13 protein-coding genes are annotated in these 16961 nt (G+C 53.9%); 5 read left to right on the top strand and 8 right to left on the bottom strand.

Annotated elements, in window-relative coordinates; all coding sequences use genetic code 11:
- Positions 1 to 83 precede the first annotated feature (83 nt).
- A complete protein-coding gene (locus tag ACR0L3_RS03010) occupies positions 84 to 1193 on the bottom strand; it encodes an extracellular solute-binding protein (protein WP_480743518.1) in 1110 nt (369 codons plus the stop codon).
- Between the two features lie 472 nt (positions 1194 to 1665).
- Here ACR0L3_RS03010 and ACR0L3_RS03005 point away from each other — a divergent pair, with 472 nt between their 5' ends.
- The 3 genes from ACR0L3_RS03005 to ACR0L3_RS02995 all read left to right on the top strand — a co-directional run bounded on the left by ACR0L3_RS03005 (position 1666) and on the right by ACR0L3_RS02995 (position 4520).
- Entirely contained in the window at positions 1666 to 2871 is a 1206-nt protein-coding gene (locus ACR0L3_RS03005) for an aromatic ring-hydroxylating oxygenase subunit alpha (protein WP_480743516.1), read from the top strand.
- A gap of 125 nt (positions 2872 to 2996) precedes the next feature.
- Positions 2997 to 3131 carry a hypothetical protein gene (locus tag ACR0L3_RS03000; protein WP_480743515.1) on the top strand — a complete coding sequence of 45 codons (135 nt, stop codon included), beginning with the start codon at positions 2997 to 2999 and terminating at the stop codon, positions 3129 to 3131.
- A gap of 123 nt (positions 3132 to 3254) precedes the next feature.
- Positions 3255 to 4520, top strand: a complete 1266-nt coding sequence (locus tag ACR0L3_RS02995) for a flavin monoamine oxidase family protein (RefSeq protein WP_480743514.1) — start codon at positions 3255 to 3257, stop codon at positions 4518 to 4520.
- Between the two features lie 68 nt (positions 4521 to 4588).
- Here ACR0L3_RS02995 and ACR0L3_RS02990 read toward each other — a convergent pair whose 3' ends face one another.
- The 5 genes from ACR0L3_RS02990 to ACR0L3_RS02970 form a co-directional block, all read right to left on the bottom strand.
- On the bottom strand, positions 4589 to 5569 hold the full coding sequence (locus ACR0L3_RS02990; RefSeq protein ID WP_480743512.1) for a D-2-hydroxyacid dehydrogenase family protein: 981 nt from the start codon (positions 5567 to 5569) through the stop codon (positions 4589 to 4591).
- Positions 5566 to 5802, bottom strand: coding sequence for a hypothetical protein (locus ACR0L3_RS02985; protein WP_480743510.1), 237 nt, complete (start codon positions 5800 to 5802; stop codon positions 5566 to 5568). The genes ACR0L3_RS02990 and ACR0L3_RS02985 overlap by 4 nt, the downstream gene beginning before the upstream one ends.
- 51 nt (positions 5803 to 5853) lie before the next feature.
- Entirely contained in the window at positions 5854 to 6942 is a 1089-nt protein-coding gene (locus ACR0L3_RS02980; protein WP_480743508.1) for a 4-oxalomesaconate tautomerase, read from the bottom strand.
- Positions 6943 to 7030: 88 nt separating this feature from the next.
- Positions 7031 to 9061: a tripartite tricarboxylate transporter permease gene (locus ACR0L3_RS02975; protein WP_480743507.1), complete on the bottom strand. Its 2031-nt coding sequence runs from the start codon at positions 9059 to 9061 to the stop codon at positions 7031 to 7033.
- Positions 9062 to 9138: 77 nt separating this feature from the next.
- Positions 9139 to 10227, bottom strand: a complete 1089-nt coding sequence (locus tag ACR0L3_RS02970; RefSeq protein ID WP_480743505.1) for a tricarboxylate transporter — start codon at positions 10225 to 10227, stop codon at positions 9139 to 9141.
- Between the two features lie 139 nt (positions 10228 to 10366).
- Between ACR0L3_RS02970 and ACR0L3_RS02965 the strand changes: the two genes are divergently transcribed.
- Positions 10367 to 11035 carry a response regulator transcription factor gene (locus ACR0L3_RS02965; protein ID WP_480743503.1) on the top strand — a complete coding sequence of 223 codons (669 nt, stop codon included), beginning with the start codon at positions 10367 to 10369 and terminating at the stop codon, positions 11033 to 11035.
- Positions 11036 to 11076: 41 nt separating this feature from the next.
- Positions 11077 to 12399 carry a sensor histidine kinase gene (locus ACR0L3_RS02960; protein ID WP_480743502.1) on the top strand — a complete coding sequence of 441 codons (1323 nt, stop codon included), beginning with the start codon at positions 11077 to 11079 and terminating at the stop codon, positions 12397 to 12399.
- 221 nt (positions 12400 to 12620) lie between these two features.
- Here ACR0L3_RS02960 and ACR0L3_RS02955 read toward each other — a convergent pair whose 3' ends face one another.
- Together ACR0L3_RS02955 and ACR0L3_RS02950 are read right to left on the bottom strand one after the other, a co-directional pair.
- On the bottom strand, positions 12621 to 15764 hold the full coding sequence (locus ACR0L3_RS02955) for an efflux RND transporter permease subunit (protein ID WP_480743500.1): 3144 nt from the start codon (positions 15762 to 15764) through the stop codon (positions 12621 to 12623).
- Positions 15765 to 15776: 12 nt separating this feature from the next.
- The gene (locus tag ACR0L3_RS02950; protein ID WP_480743499.1) at positions 15777 to 16937 is read right to left on the bottom strand and encodes an efflux RND transporter periplasmic adaptor subunit; all 1161 of its coding nucleotides are present in this window, start codon (positions 16935 to 16937) and stop codon (positions 15777 to 15779) included.
- Between the last annotated feature and the right edge of the window lie 24 nt (positions 16938 to 16961).

Below are 16961 nucleotides of genomic sequence, written 5' to 3'. Positions count from 1 at the left end.
GGGCCTCGCAATCTGTCAGCCTAATTCCAAGATGCAGTAGCGATCCGGTGCAGAACGCTACTGCAGTTGTCGATGTGAGCGGATTAATTGCCGGCCTTAAAGTCGGTCCAAGTACGCGTCTGCAGACGCTCAACTTTCGGAGGAAGAACCGCAGTGGTGTACATCTTGGCAACCTGATCCGAAGTCGGGAATGCAGCCGGGCTCGACGTTACAGCCTCATCAACCATAGGTTTGGCTGTCAGATTTGCTGTGGCATACCAAGTGAAATTGCTGTCGTTAGCCGCAACTTCTGGGCGCATCATGTAGTTCAGGAAAAGATGAGCGTCTTCTATGTTCGCGGCATCTGCTGGGATCATCCAACCGTCAATCCAAAGCTGTGCTGTGCGTTCACCTTCGGGCAAGAAAAAGTCAAGCACGACGCCGGTATCAGCCTCAGCGGCTCCGGACATCGCCAGCAGACCGTCCGGACCCCAAGTGGTTGATACGCAGAACTCTTTCTGAGGCATTCTTTGATACGCATAGTTATCGAACGTTTTGATGTATGGACGGATTTCAGCCAACATCTCGCCGACCTTTTCATAATCCTCAGCGTTCGTTGAATTCGGATCCAACCCCATATGAGCTAGTGCCATCGGGATGATATCACCCGGAGAGTCCAGGAATGAAACGCCGCACTTGGACAGCTCTTTCATGTGAACAGGATCGAAAACCATGTCCATTGATCCAATGGGGGCGTCGGGATATGTCTCCTTCACCAACTCTTCGTTGTAAGTCACGCCATGCGTTCCCCACATGTATGGAATGAAATGCTGATTGTTGGGATCCCACTCGCTAGCCAATTGCTCCATGATTGCCGGATCAATATGTTGGACGTTGTCCAGCTTTGACATATCCAACGGCGCAACAATCCCGGCCTTAATAAGTCGCGCAGTGTCGCTACCAGCGTGGCTAACTACGTCATAACCGCTATTGCCTGCCAAAAGCTTGGCATCGATTGCTTCGGCTGAATCGTACGGATCATAGATCACCTCGATGCCGTACTCTTTCTCGAAGTTTTCGATCGTGTCTTCGGCGATGTACTCCCCCCAATTCGTCACCTTTAACACACGTTCTTGCGCAAATACCGCGCCTGAAATCGCGGTCGCGGTTACCGCTATGGCGGAAATCCCGGCGGTTTTTCTAGTTAAGCTCATTATTACGCTTCCTCTCCCTGAGTGGTGGCTGCAGCTAGTTCAGTTGTTTTTCTGTTGAACTTATTTCTTGCGAGCGCCCTGCCCGGCAGGTTCGCCCAGCTCGTACCCCGACCCATCCCCTTGATCACTTTTTTTGTCTGACTGGTCATTCAGAACGGTAGTCTGATGAAATTGTGCGTGTCAAGCGGCACCTAGTCAAATTTTCCGAAACCACACCCGAGCAATGATTTTGCTCATAAAGCGAGCACAAAGCCACGGAATTTCCACAACCAAGCGGAGCAAACTTATTATTGAATCCGCCATATTGAATGGTCATTCAGTCAAATAGTGTTGACGATTACACAAATTTGAGAGACACCTACACTCAGTCGGAGGAAAGTTGATCCGAGAAACAGAACCGCCTTTAGAGCCGGTTCTGACAAATCGGCCGGACAACCAGACTGACCAAAACAGAGTTTAGCGGATAAATCTGATGCGTGATGACACCCGAAACATCGAAGTCCCATCCGAATGGGACAGACGAGGACTACCGGGCTGGTGCTACCATAGCCCCGCCCTACTGGAGTTAGAACAGAGCGAACTGTTCAAAACTCATTGGCAAATCGCTTGCCATATTTCGGATTTACCGGAGTCCGGTAGCTTTCTGTGTTTCGATATGTGCGGCGAACGCGCGCTCATCCTTAAGGACAACAATTCCCAGATTCGCGCCTTTCTCAACGCTTGTCGCCACCGCGGATCTCGCCTTGTCGCCACGGATAAAGGATCGTGTACAAACGCCCTAGTCTGCCCATTTCATGGCTGGGTTTACAATCTGGATGGAACACTGCGTGGCGCGGCTCGTCCAGAGTCCTTCCCTGATTTAGATAAGAACGAGTTTGGCTTAAAAGAACTTGAAATGGAGGTTTGGCAGGGTTTTGTTTTTGTCCGTTTCAAACCCGGCCCACAGCCATCCGTGGCTGAACTCTTGTCTCCGATCGAAAAGGAAATTTCAGCGTACCGAATGGCTGAACACATTCCCACAGACGGAATTTGGACAGAGGAAACACCGGTAAACTGGAAATCGATCAGAGACGTGGACAACGAAGGGTACCACGTTGCGCTCGCACATCCAGCTCTTCAGGATTTGTACGGCTCGACCTATGCGGACGAACCTTATGTTGATGGTGTCTCTCGTTCCGACGGACGTTTCACCCCAACGAAGGGGCGCAGATGGGCTGTGCGGAATTACAAGAAGTTCACAAAACCGCAACCACACCTGCCCGAGCATTTGCACAAGACTTGGCTGTACTATGGTATCTTCCCAAATGCTGTGCTTGCCTTAACGCCAGAAACCACACTGTTTTATCAAGAGTTTCCGGTCACAACTGGGACGTCTGTCCTTCGAAGCGCAACGTACCGGAACCCGAATGAAGATCGTCAACAAAGGGCCGCGCGATATCTAGCTGCTCGGATTGATCGAGAAACAGTAGAAGAAGATATCCAGCTTACGATCTGGTCTAACGAATCCATGGCATCGGAATCTTTCGAGGGCTTCTACCTATCGGACCTTGAATACGGCGTCCGCACTCATCATGACCATTTGCGGGCGGTCCTTCCCATTTACAATTCAGATACCGAACCGGATGAAGGGGAATTTGTTTCGCTGAATGCCGCCGCTTCGGTGAAGTCCGGGTCTTGACGACAGGCTTGCTCTCAATGTCGGAAGAGGAAAGGCAACGGCAACTCCTTTTGACGAAAGTCGGAACACCTGGGTCCGGCGCGGCAAGGTATGCCGCAGCGATGTACTTCTTTCAGAAGGGTCTGATGTCCGTGGAGATGCTGGAAATCTACCGGATGTGTAGCAAGTTCGACACCGAAGACCCCATCGATCTGGCCTTGTACGAAGGCATTGCGGTTCCAGAGTTAGCACGCGCTTCAAATGGACCCAATGAAGCATGACGGCGCCTTTGGTGCAGACTAAGCCTTTGGGCTTTCAAAAAGTCGCGTGGCTTTTCGACGTCGAATTGATCACTAGGTTTCGTCAACAATTAGAAAATCGACAGTATTACCGGAGAATGCAAAGTGACAATTAATGACTTCGACGCAGTGGTCGTGGGTGCCGGGGCCGCAGGAATTGCCGCGACACGCGCACTTATGTCATCTGGCCTCTCGGTTGTCTGCGTTGAAGCGTCGAACCGAGTCGGAGGACGCACCCACACAGATACAGAAATCTTTGGCGTCCCGTTCGACATAGGTGCCCATTGGATGCACACCGAACACGTTAACGCGTTGAAAACTCCAGGTTTAGCGCTTGGCCTGGATCTCTATGCGGCCCCAGACAATACAATGACCTACGGCTTGAAAGATGACGCGGTTCTTTGGAGCGAAGTAGACAAAATCTATGAAACTATTTCCAAGGCAGCGCAGATTGATGCTGAAACAGAAGTTAGATCAGGAAACCCAACAGATCGGTCGCTTGCGGATATTTGGAACAACGACGGACCTTGGTCCCTTACGGCAGCAATGACGTACGCATTGTCGCTGGCAAGAGATTTACCGGATACATCCTTACGAGACATAGTTGCCTGGGAAGGTGGCAGCGACTGGTTTTGTCGCGAAGGTTTCGGTCACCTAATTGCCTGCACAGCAGAAGGGTTACCTATCAAATTATCTACTCCGGTGACCGACATAGAAGCATTGTCAGATGGGGTACGTGTTACAACCAACGACGGAAAAATATCGGCGGGTGCAGTGATCGTGACCGCCTCTGTCGGCGTCTTGGCAGAAGACGTCATCCGCTTTGATCCCCCGCTCGAAGCCGAGCGTCGCTCAGCGCTCGATCTCATTACCATGGGAGATTACAATCACGCCGGTCTCCTGTTCCGACCCGGCGCATTGCCGGTGTGCCCTGACACTTGGCTTACATACCGCCTTGAAGCGGACGATTCTGGTGTAGCCCGTGGTGGCGGGTTTCTTTGCAATGTTTCGAACACGGGTCTTACCAGCTTTGAAAGCTCGGGCAGTTTTTCACGTGATTTGCAAGATGCGGGGCCTGAAGTGGCAATCGATCACGCGCTCGAAACCCTTGTTGGTTTCTTCGGCTCAGCAATTAGAAAAGACTTTATCAAGGGACACGCGACCGCCTGGCGACATGAGCCCTATGTACGTGGATCTTATGCCGGCGCGAAGCCAGGCGGATACAACCAACGTGCCGTGTTACGCCGATCTCATGCCGAACGCGTGTTATTTGCTGGCGAGGCAACGCATCCGAACCAACAGTGTTCTGTAAGCGGAGCCCACTTAGAGGGGCTCAGAGCAGCTGAAGAAGTCATTGCACAGCTGAGCTAGGTGACTTGGTCATCTGCCGCAATGCGCGGATCGCTCACTAACCATCGGCACGCCTGCTATGGTCACACTTATTCCGTGCTGGACCAGACTTTGGGATTGATCATGTGGATCGGAGCACCCTCGGCATAGGCATTCACTTGATCAAAAATATCGGCAAATTGCAGGTCAAATTCATCTTCGGTGACAAAACCGATATGTGGGGTTGCGATGAGATTGGGGTGCGACAGTAGCGGATCCTTCGGATCGGTAAGCGGCTCTTTATCAAAGACATCAATAGCGGCCTTGCCGGGGCGACCAGCGTTTAGCGCCTCAAGCAATGCGCCCTTGGCGATAAGCCCCGCACGAGATGTATTTACAAACATCGCCCCGGGTTGCATCTGCGCAAAATCACTTGCGCTTATGATTTCTCGGGTGTCTGGTTTCAGGCGCACATGGATCGAGACAACATCGCTGTCAGCAAAGAAGGCTTCACGATTGGCTGCGACTTGAACGCCATCTGACTGCGCGCGCGCGCGACCTTCATCCGAAGACCACCAGACAACCTTCATCCCGAAAGCTTCGGCATAGCCCGCGACGGCCTGGGCGATACGACCATATCCGTAAAGGCCGAGTTGCCGCCCCCTCAGAGTCTTGCCGACGCCGGCCTGCCACTGCCCCGCTTTGACCGAGGCCATCTGTGCAGGCAAATCGCGCATTCCGGCCATGATCAATGCCCAAGTGAGTTCCGCGGCGGCATATGAAGGCGTTCCGCCATGCATGTTCGAACACAGCAACACGCCTTGGTCCGTGCAAGCCTGCACATCGACATGCGGATACACGCTGCGTTGGCTGATAAGCTTCAGATTAGGGAGTTTTTCAATCAAAGCACGGGTGATTTTGGTGCGCTCGCGAAACAGCACCAACACCTCCGCCTCTTGCAGCCGTTTGGCCAGTTCGTCGGTATCCTCGACATGATCTGTCCAGACCTTCACTTCATGGTTTGCAAGCTTTTCAAAACAGGTCAGGCCCTGCAGTGTGTCAAACCAATCATCTAAAATATGAACCTTCATCGGCTCTCAATACCCTGCCCAGTGTTCAGTTTTCGCGGTGTAGGCACGAAATGCTGCTCGTCTAGCGCCGCAAGCGCGTTGCGGACGCGTTCGCTTTGATCCAGCAAATGATTGAATTGCTCATCGCATCCGGCGATCGGTGTCGGGTATTCCGACATGTCCCGCCGCAAGGCTGCCTGCGCCAGCCTTAGCTCCTGACGTGCAATATCAAGGCATTCAGAAAAGTCGTCCATAGTGGCATTCCTTTAATGTATACCATAGCATACCAATCTATAATTGCCTTTTCAACTCCCTTCCCACACGGACCCCGGCACGTAGACATGCCCATCCGCCAGCTTGCGCGCAGTCCGTACAAGACCCGCAGAATTCACGTTGAAGCCTTCGTCTTTTGAAAAGTCGACCAGAACGTCGATTGTGCCTGAGGCATGTTCCAACACGACTTCGGCCGGACTTGTTTTGGGACGCTCCAACAGCCCGTCAGCGACGGTTCCGGGTGTTAAAGCGCAAGACGCCATACATTGCGCACCAGTGACAGCCATTGTCGGGTGTGTCTTCCACGGCATGAAATACCGCACCGCAAGAGTTCCACCTTCTTTGGCGGGCGCCACAAGGCCGAATTTGGGCGTTACAGATTTCGATACGTCGCCCATACCCATCAACTTCCCGGCTTCGATCCGCACTGCCTCCATTCGGTCAAAGAAGGCCCGGTTTGCATCCAGTTCTTCGGCGCTTTCGTACCCCGTAAGACCAAAATCTGTGGCCCGTGCTATGGCCATCGGCATGGCGACATCCATACACGTCAGCTCGATCCCCTGCACTGTGTCACGCAGGTTACCTGTAGGCACAAACGCGCCAGTTGCTGAACCCACAACGCCCATGAAACTCAGCCGCACCGGCGCAGCTTTGCCAGGGACTCCGGCAATCTCTGCATCGCCTTCGTAGGTAAGTTCACCCCCCGGGGTCTGCACGTTTGCCACGACACGGGCACCTGTGTTGACGGCACGAATGCGAACTTCGGTCTCATCGCCCTGCGACTGGATCAACCCCATTTCGATCGCAGCCGGAGCGACACCGGACAGGATGTTTCCACAGGTGGGTTTGAAATCGACCAGCTTTTCCTCGACCGATACTTGAGCGAAAAAGTAGTCGATATCGGCCCATTCATCCTCGCTGACAGAAAGCATCGCGACCTTGGTCGTTACCGCGTTGCCGCCACCAATCCCGTCGATGTTGAGCGGTTGCCCTGCCCCGACAGCAGCGATCAGCACGTCAGCCAAAGTGTCGAGATCCTCGGGCAAATCAGAGCGGCGAAAATACGGTCCCCGCGAAGTGCCTCCGCGCATGAAAATATACGGGATTGCTGTCTGGGTCATTGCGTACCCTCCTGTACAAACCGTGTAAGGTTTTTGATGATTTTAGCCCTGCCCGGCCTGCCTTTCAGACCGGGCATCAGAAGACTGTTTATTTTAGCGGCCATGGCAAGCTTACCATGTCCTGCAGAAGACCCGGGGGGAAATCCCGGTTCAGCGCGCCTGCCATGAAGCACATGAAACCAATACCGCAGGCTGTAAGGATCAGAGTCATTTGCCAGCTTGAACCGGCCCGAATGCGGAAGAAGGTAATCAGGAAGCCAATCAAGGCGAGTATGAAACCCACAACCCAAGTGGCCGCTATAAGACCGGCGAACCAAGCCAACGTTGACCAAAGCCCATGAGGTGCGCTGGCGTCCTCTCCGGCAATTTCTTTGTCGGCAAAGATTGGATCACCTTCCGGTCGCCGCATCATCTGGATCAACAAGATCACGCAGCAGAACAGTGAAACGCTGCCGATGACCAGCGGGATGATCTTATCGGTCATGTTATAATCGGGGATCATGTTGGCGTTGACCAAAGCGACAATCAGATAAGCCATGATCACCAACAGGAACACCAACGGCGCGCGCTTGCTTCCGGACTGGACGTCTCCTTCAGCCATGATCATCTTGGCCTGCCGAACACCCAGAATTACCGAAACCACGGTGACCACGATCAGTATGATCACAATCGGGCTGAAAACATATTCCATGCCTTCGCCAAAGCTCTTGCGGAAGCGGAACGAAGCAATCTGGAACGCCTGATTGGTGAACTTCTCAACCGGGTTGGACAGCACGAAACCGATAAGGAAAGCGGGGCGCGACCAGTCAAAGCGGCGCAGGAAAATGCCAATCAGACCAATCACAAACAATGCCAAAAGGTCTTCAAAGTTCTGACCGGATTGGAAGGCCGCAAAGCTGATCAGCATGAACAGGAACGGCGCAAGGTAGGTGAAGCGTATAGTGGTTAGCTTGGCGATACCGCCCGAGGCCGCGATACAAAGAATAGTCCCGACGACGTTGGCAAGCGCCAGCAGCCAAACGATGGAATAAGTGATGTCGAGATTGTCCTTGAGCATGCTGGGGCCAACTTCGATGTTACCCGATCCCAACAATGCCACAGCGCCGATGAAGATCGCCATCGAGCCGGACCCAGGAATGCCAAACAGGAGGGTCGGCACCAGACCTCCACCCTCCTTGGCGTTGTTCGAGCTTTCCGGACCAATGACCCCGCGCACTTCGCCTTTGCCGAAGTTACTCTTGTCCTTGGTGGTTTGGACTGAATGGCCATAGGCGATCCAATCGACGACCGAACCACCTAGGCCGGGGATAACGCCGACGACCACCCCAATGATCGAGCACCGAACCGACAGCCAAATGTTCGCAGCCCAATCTTTAACACCGTCCAGCCAACCGGCGCCCAGTGAGGCCCCTTTGGCAATAGAACGGTCCTGCCGCAGCAGAGAAACGATTTCAGGGACCGCGAAAATACCGAGACCTACAATGACGAGTTTTAGACCATCGGTCAGATACGGAATGTCATAGGTCGCCATACGCAGCGAACCGCCTGCATCCGCCTCGCCAATCGTACCTACCATCAAGCCCAACCCAGCGGCCGCAACACCTTTCAAGGGGATGCGACCCGCAAGAATGGCGACCATGGACAGGCCCAAAATGGTGATCATCAACATCTCGGGCAAACCAAACGCCAGAACGATTGGGCGCGCGACGAGAATGAAAGCTGTCAGAAAGGTCGCCCCGACAAGCCCACCAAAAAGCGAAGAAGCAAATGCGGCTGACAAAGCTCGGGCCGCTTCGCCCTTCTTCGCCATCGGGAAGCCGTCCAACACGGTTGCTTGCGAGGCGGAACTACCCGGTATCCCCATAAGTACAGAGGCAAAGGTGTCCGACGTAGGAACGACAGCGACCATTCCGATCATCAGCGCAAGTCCAAGGATCGGATCCATGCCAAACATGAAAGGCAGCAACAAGGATAAACCTGCGATCCCCCCAAGGCCCGGGAATACGCCTACGGCCAGTCCCATGACGACACCGAGCACGAGATAGCCCAACACTATAGGTTGTAGGATCAGGCCCCACGCATCACCGAGCGCAGGAAGAGCGTTCGCGAAAACCTCCATAGCGGCCGCCTTTCATTTTCAAAGAATTTGGATAAACGCGCGCCCTGCAATCAGGGCACGCGTCGTAAGTGGCCGACCTAGTTGAGCTCGACGCCGTAGGCTTCTTTAAGCCAATTCAAGACATATTGCTTGGCGTTGTCGTCAACGCTGGTTGCCGTTTGCAGGGCCGATTTAGAACCGTCGCCGACAAACACTGGGTATTCGCCCACGCTCTGGGACGAAATATCAGCAAAGTCGGCTCTTTCGGTCACAGCCTGAAACGCAGCAGTATAGGTATCGACCACGTCCTGAGGGGTATCGCCTGGCAGGAAAGCAAGTTTCTGCACTGGGAAACCAGCGACAAAGAACGCTTTCCATGCATCCCACGCTTCGCCACTGGTCTCACAGCCATCGGTGGCTTCGCAAACCTCTTTGAACGTCGGAATATCTGGGAATGTGGGGTCGCGGACGATGTTGCCATCTGCATCCAAAGCACCCCAGGTCATCATAGGAACAGCCTGACCCGCCTCAACCAGCGGGGCTGAACCACCCAGGTAGCCCGACGAGGTTTGGTAGTCGATATTGGCTTCACCGCGCTCGAACATCAAACGGCCGTCACCACGCCCTTTGATACCGAAGACAGGCTCAACATTCATACCAAGCATTTGCCACGCCAGCAGCGGAACGAGGTCAAGGCGCGTAGCACCCTGCGAACCATAGATAAAGTTGGTATCTTTCAGTGCATTTGCCGAGCCATCAAAATTGGCGCCATCCTCAGCGTTTAGGTAGGCAACGCCACCGGTTCCCGAAGCCATGACCGGAATCCAGTCATTGTATTCATAACGCACGCGCGGGTCGCTCAGCAGATACGGGAACTGAGTCGAGCCCGACGTACCAAACAGCAGTGTTCCATCATCATGGTTTTGCTCTTGGAACCAGTTGGCACCTTTGGTCGAACCTGCGCCGGGCATGAATTTCACGACCACTGTGGGCTGACCCGGCAGTGCCTCGGACAGAAGCGGAGCAAAGAAGTTGGCCCATTTGGCCGAGCCACCCGTTTCCGAGAACGGGATCACCCACTCGACTGTTTTGCCTGAGAAGTCGACCTCAGCTGCGGCTGGGGCGGCGATGCCAGCGGCGGCGATCAGTCCCACGACAGCGCGACGGGTAAAGTTGGAAATGGTCATTGGATCCTCCCTGTTGACCAGACAACCACGCCAGCGCTTCTCGCGCTACCGTGTTTGCAAATAGAACTGCGGGGTTGATTCCCCCTCCCATCTGGCAATCATGGAGGGCCAACCTTGCGCGAAACTTGCAGGAGACCCGATGCGGATCGTCATCGTCGAAGACAATGAAACTCTTGCTAACGCAATTGCCTATCGCCTGCGTGACGGTGGTCATGCGGCTGATGTACTGACTGACGGTGACGCCGCACACGTTTACCTTGAGCAGGAAGGCGCGGATCTGATCGTTTTGGATATCAATCTTCCAGGACGATCCGGATTGGATATCCTGAAATCACTGCGCAATCGTGGCGACAGTGCACCCGTGATTCTGCTGACAGCGCGCACTGAAACAAGCGACCGGGTATCTGGTTTGGATATGGGAGCAGATGATTACCTGGTCAAACCGTTCGAAATGGATGAATTGGAAGCACGCATCCGAGCACTTTCGCGTCGCAAACAGCTTGACTACGGAGCGCGGGAAAGCATCGGCAGCCTAGAGTTCGACCGCACCGCTCGCCAGGTTAGTGTTCAGGGTGAAGTTATGGATATTCCGCGGCGCGAAATAGCGGTGCTGGAGTGCCTGCTGGAGCGTCGGGGCAGGATCGTGCCCAAAAGCCAGTTAACAGATTATGTCTACGGAGTTGGTGCCGATGTCGACGACTCCGCCGTCGAGCCTCACGTGTCGCGGCTACGAAAGCGCCTTCAGAATCTTGGCGTTAGAATCAAGACAGCACGCGGTCTGGGTTACCTGCTTGAGGTACAGAAGTGATCAAGCACAGCTCGCTCAGGCTAAGACTCTGGATTCTAATTTTGACACCTTTGGTAGTGATTGCAGTCCTACTTGGGTATTGGCGCTTTATAGTTGCCCAGAAGACGGCTCAGGAATTGTTTGACGACAGTCTGTTATCTGCAGGCTTGGCAATTTCACGGGACGTTGCGATTTCAGAGGGTGATGCGCTGTCGCCTACCACACGCGGCCTGATCCGCGATGCTTCGGGCGGAGAGATTTTCTATCATGTGACGGGTCCTGGGGGCATCTACGTGACAGGCTATGCCTACCCTCCAGCGTCAACAACCTTGTCCGATCAGGACGCTTACAAGCCACAATTTTTCGAGGCGATCTATAGAGACGAACCGGTACGCGTTCTGAAAATGACAGAGCGGGTCACCCTGGAAAATCTTGTTGGTGATGCGACGGTCACAGTTTGGCAGCGAATTGCGGATCGCAATGCGTTTGCCAACGAATTATCGTTTCGCGCAGCGGTTCTCATGGGCATCCTGCTGGCTACCCTAGCCTTTGTGGTATGGTTTGGCGTTGCGCGCGGGCTGAGGCCTTTGCTGGATTTGCAGGACGCTATCGATCTGCGTTCACCGGATGACCTCAGTGAGATCAAGCGCCCTGTACCCGTTGAAGTGCAAGGTGTTGTCAAAACGTTGAATCGGCTCTTTGGGCAGGTAGAAAACAGTTTTAACGCTCACCAAGTGTTTATTTCCGAAGCTGCACATCAGCTACGAAATCCAGCGGCCGCGGTCCAATCTATGGCCGAAGCGCTTCGGGATGCGAAAACAGAGGCAGACAGAGAAAAACGTATCATCGAGCTTGTGGCGGCTGCAAAAAATTCGGCAACGGTGGCTGAACAATTGTTGTCTTTAGAAAGGCTCAGGCAACCGACGCATCAAGATCAAATGGATGAGATTGATTTTCGGTCTGTCGTAGAAGAGGCCTGCGCAGAGATGGGGGTTCACATCCTCGCGAAAGGTATCGAGTTTGATGTCACGATGCCCGACACAGCGATTACCGTGTCTGGTGATCGTGTGTTTCTTACTGAGGCTCTCAAGAACTTGCTGGACAACGCGGTAAAGCACGGTGGCGCTAAATTGAGCAATATCTCAGTTGTGCTCCAATGTGGCGAACGCTCCGCGAAATTAACAGTGGCCGATGATGGCGCGGGTCTTTCGCCCGACCAAAGCGAGGCGGCGTTCAGTCGGTTTTCGCAACTGGAATATTCCGAAGGCAGCGGTTTGGGGTTGTCAATTGTCCGTGCCGTGGCGCAACGCCACGGAGGAAAGGTCTCAATCAACCATGTCGAAAAGGGCGCAAGCATTACGCTTGAGCTTCCGCTGGATCGCTAATTGACGTCAGGCATTTTGGAACCAGCTTTGGTCAAGCCAGCAGAGCTTTCTTTTAGTGTTTTTGCGTTCAGGCTGCTCGGCCCCACCTTGGCCGAGCATTTAATTTAAAAGGCCAAAGTCTGTTTCCATGACCAAATCTGCAGTCGAGAAAACGGTACCGATTGCAGCGACGATTCATACCAGAGTCTGGGGTTCGTAAAGCCTAAAGAAAGCTATGAATTTCATTCCGCCGCGAGTGTGAAAACTGGGTTGCGGGACTTTGAACCCGTTTGATTGAACACGCCCCGTTTTGAAATTTTCCCGCGATATACCAAAGCGAAAACAGGGGGCGTGAAGTAGAAAGACACAACTGTCGACAGCAAAACACCTCCTGCAATGGCAACCGCGAAGGGTGGCCAAAAAACACCTCCACCTAAAATCAAGGGCAGGAAACCACCAAAGGTCGTAACCGTTGTCGATATAATATGGCGGCTTGAACCAGTCACTACACGTGCCATGGCCGCTCGGTCGCCGCGACTGGCCTGAGGATCTTGTTGCAGTCCGGTGAGAATAATGATCGCGGCATTGATGGAAACACCAATCGAGCCGATTACACCAATGATCGCTTGAATACCAAATGGGAACTGCATGATTGCTAATGACAGCATTGAAAGGCCCGCTGACAGCACACAGACTACGAGAGTGACAAATGTCAGCCGGAATGAGTTAAAGGTCAGCACAATAGTCGCAAAGGATAGCGTGACGATTAGCCCAACAGACGCCATGAGGTTGCCGACTGTGCTAGAACGCGCGTCGCTATCACCGCCCAAGGACATCGTATAGCCTTGTGGTAGCGTAAATCCGGAAGCATCAAGGGCCTGTAACACATCCTGCAAAGCCTCTTCGGGCAATACACCCGGCACGATGAATGCCTGAATAGTGTTTTCGCGAACCCCGTCGGTTCTGGTGATGACGCTTTCCGCGGGCTCAATGACTGGTCGAGCCAGTTCTGACAACGGCACGGCTGGAAAAACTCCGGTGGCAGAAACTGCGGCCGCATTTGGCAGCAGGATGGGCATACTGACAATCGCGCTCAGGTCCGAGCGAACTTCGTCGCCCAAGCGCACACGAACGGGCAACTGTTCTGTTCCTTCTATCAGCGACCCGCCGGTGATGCCCACCAGTGCCGTATCCAACTGACCAGCGATATCTGCCACGTCTAGTCCCAACAATCGGGCTTTAACCTCGTCAATCTCAAACCGGACTTGCGGGTTCCCACCGTTAACGCTGGCCCGAGCCTGCGTAACCAAATCAAGGTTGGCCATAATCGAACGCACCTCATCCCCTATAGTGCGAAGGACCGAGATATCCTGACCCTGAATTTTGACCTCGACCGGTGCCGCAACAGGCGGTCCTTGCACCAAATTGCGAACGATAATTTGCGCATCAGGAAAATCGCTATCCAAGCGTTTTTGCAACGTGCTCACGAGACGGTCAGCGTCTTCCGCAGTATCGGTTGTGATCATGGCTTGCGCATAACCGGGTTCACGAGAACGGTTACCGACAATATTGTAATAAAATGCTGGTCCGGACTCGCCGACTGTCCAATAGATGCTTTTCACACCTTCGTCGGCCAGCAGCATCTCGTCAATTTGCCGTGCGGTCGCTTCTGTGGTTGCGATAGATGCACCACCTGGCATGTCGACCTCGATATAGAACTGGTTGCGATCAACCCCGGGGAAGAATTGCGCGGTCAGCGTCGGAAAGGCTGCAAAGCCTAGCGCGGGCAGAACCAATGCCAGCGCGATGGACCGCACCGGATTGGCGACCGACAGACGAATGGACGCTTCAAAAAGGCGCGCAAGCGGCGGAATGCTAATGCCTCGGCTTAGCATTCCGGCGTCTGGTCGGTCGGACAGAACCCAGCCCGCAATCGCTGGCGTTACAGTCAACGCAACAACCAGTGACCATACCAACATAAGCACCACGGCTATGGCGATAGCGCCTACAAAATCCCCGGCAGGTCCAGGCAGCAGGATCATCGGCGTGAATGCCAAAGCAGTTGTAACGGTCGATGCCAACAAAGGGGCCGCCAACCGGCGTACAGCATCCTGCACAGCAGCAAGACGCTCCATTCCATCCTGAAGTCGGCGTCGGATTTCGTCGGTCATCACAATGGCCGCGTCAACCAACAACCCCAAAGCCACAATCAGACCGGTGACGGACATCTGGTGGATTGGCAAACCTATCATGTTCATAGTGGCCAGTGTTGCCAAAGAGACAACCGGCAACACCAGGGCCACAATTGCCGCTGCCCGAACCCCAAGCGTGATGAACAAAACAGCCACCACCAAAGCCACGCCGATAGCCATGTTGGTCCCAACTTCGGTCAAGCGATCCGTCGTGTACTGGCTCTGATCAAAAAGCAGTATTTCCTGAATCCCCAAAGGCACCGAGGCAGCACCTACCTCTAGTTCGTCCTTCAAGAAACCTGTCCATCGGTCGATTTGAACGCCATCCTGTGCGAGAACGCCCACTAGCACAGCAGGCTTGCCGTTGGCGAAAGCAATTGAGGACTTCGGATCTCGTGCGCCACGATCCACGCTGGCAATGTCGCCCAATTGCACGACAGCACCTTCAGCACTTTCACGGAGGACAATGCTTCGGATGCGATCCAGTGTCTCGATTTCACCGCTTATATTGATGGTCAGATCCACATCTGATTGAAGTCGGCCAGACTGAACCTTACCGTCTGCTTCAGCTATCCGTTGGGATATCTCAGCAGCGCTAAGCCCCAACGCCGCCGCCTTGTCCATATCGACGCTGACAAGGACTTCTTCGTCGGGCTGACCAAAGTAATCTACGGAACGTGTCGCTGGAATAGCGCGCAGCCTGTCACCCAAAGCTTCGGCATGACGCGATAGTAAAGCGACTGAGAAATCCGGCGTATCTGCAGCAATTGCGATGACGGCGGAATAAGCAGAAATGCCTTCTGCATCGAATTCCGAAGGCAAAACACCTGCAGGAAAGTTCTGACTTGCATCATCAACAGCGTCCCTCGCCTCCGCCCAAACCTGTTCTATGGTGGCTTCATCCAGTGTCTCAAGTAACTCAACCGAGACGACCGAAACGCCCGAACGAGAAACTGAGCTGATTTCGTCCACTTCGGCGATTTTCCGAAGCTCCTCCTCGAGTTCAGAGGTGACCAATGCTTCGACCCGCTCAGGGTCAGCACCGGGGAATTGCGTCGTCACCGTCGCAAAGAGGTTTGTGATTGTGGGGTCTTCCTGCCGACCCAGAGACAAAAATGACGATAGCCCCGCAGATACAAGAACCAAGATGATCAGCGCGACAAGTCTAGGGTGTCGAAAGGTTAGAGTTTCCATCACGTCGCTCCGTCACTCGCCTTGGTCAAATGCTACGCGTTGACCAACGGTTACACGCTGAGGACCTTGATCGATCAAAACGGTTCCCTCTGGAAATGCTCCGCGCACAAAAACGCGATCGTTTTCGGCGTGCAGCACTTCAACCGAGGCCAACCGCACGGTTTTCTGAACGTCTGCTACCAACAACGTCCATTGTCCCCTCGCCCCCTCTTTCAGCGAGGTTGTCGGCACCCAGGTCCCCGCACTTTCCACAGGATCAAGAACGTGCACACGAGCTGTCTGTCCGAACGCCACATCCGGACCATTTTTCAGGTCGAACAAGGCTGTCCGCGTACGGGTGACGGGATCGATATCGGGACGCAGTGTGGCCAAAGTCGCTCGATAGCTTTTCTTTGCAATCTCAATTTCAACATCCGACAGCAGTGCCAGATCCACGTCCAATGGGATGCCAATACGAACCTGAGGCGAAACAACTTCGACCACGCCCAATACCAGTTCGCCAGGTTGCAGCGACTCTCCTCCATCCACCTGTCGGGCGGTAATTTGGCCTGCGAATGGTGCTTCGATGCTGGATTTTTCTATTCTGACCGTCACGTCACGCAATGCCGCATCCAGTTCCCCTATCCTGGACAGCAGCTCATCCTGCTGGGCCACAGCCTCATCTAGGCGCGCTTGACTTGTAAAACCCTGCTCGATGAGTTTCGCATTTCGAGCGACCGTTTTCTGAGCAAAAGCAAGCTGAGCCTCGATAGCATCGCGTGATGCAGTCAGACGATCACGCTCGACTTCTAGCAACGCGATATCCAACGTCGCGAGAAGCTGCCCCTTCGCTACTTCATCGCCTTCATCCACCAATATTTTGTCCAAAGTACCATTGAGTTCGAACGATATATTCACTGCTCGCTGAGGCTCGACCTGACCGATGAAGACACGATCAACAGTATAAGCGCTCTCAGACACAATCGGTGTCACTGAAACCGGAGTTACTGCGGCTGCATCCGGCGCAGGCACTGCGTTTGCCCTGCGCATAAGCTCGGAGGCTCCGAAGTAAACTGCGGCAGCTGCTGCAGCCACAACGCTTACAGTCAATCCAAGCCGCGCTGTACCACGCACCATGCGCATCAACAGGCTGACCCGGGTGGTTTCAGAGGGGGGCGTCGAAGGATTTTGCATTCGGGGACCTCGCCAAGTTAGTAT

The sequence above is a fragment of the Ruegeria sp. CK1 genome, from assembly GCF_056536545.1.
Note: the sequence above shows the minus strand (reverse complement) of the source record. Positions and strands in the feature narration are given on the sequence as shown.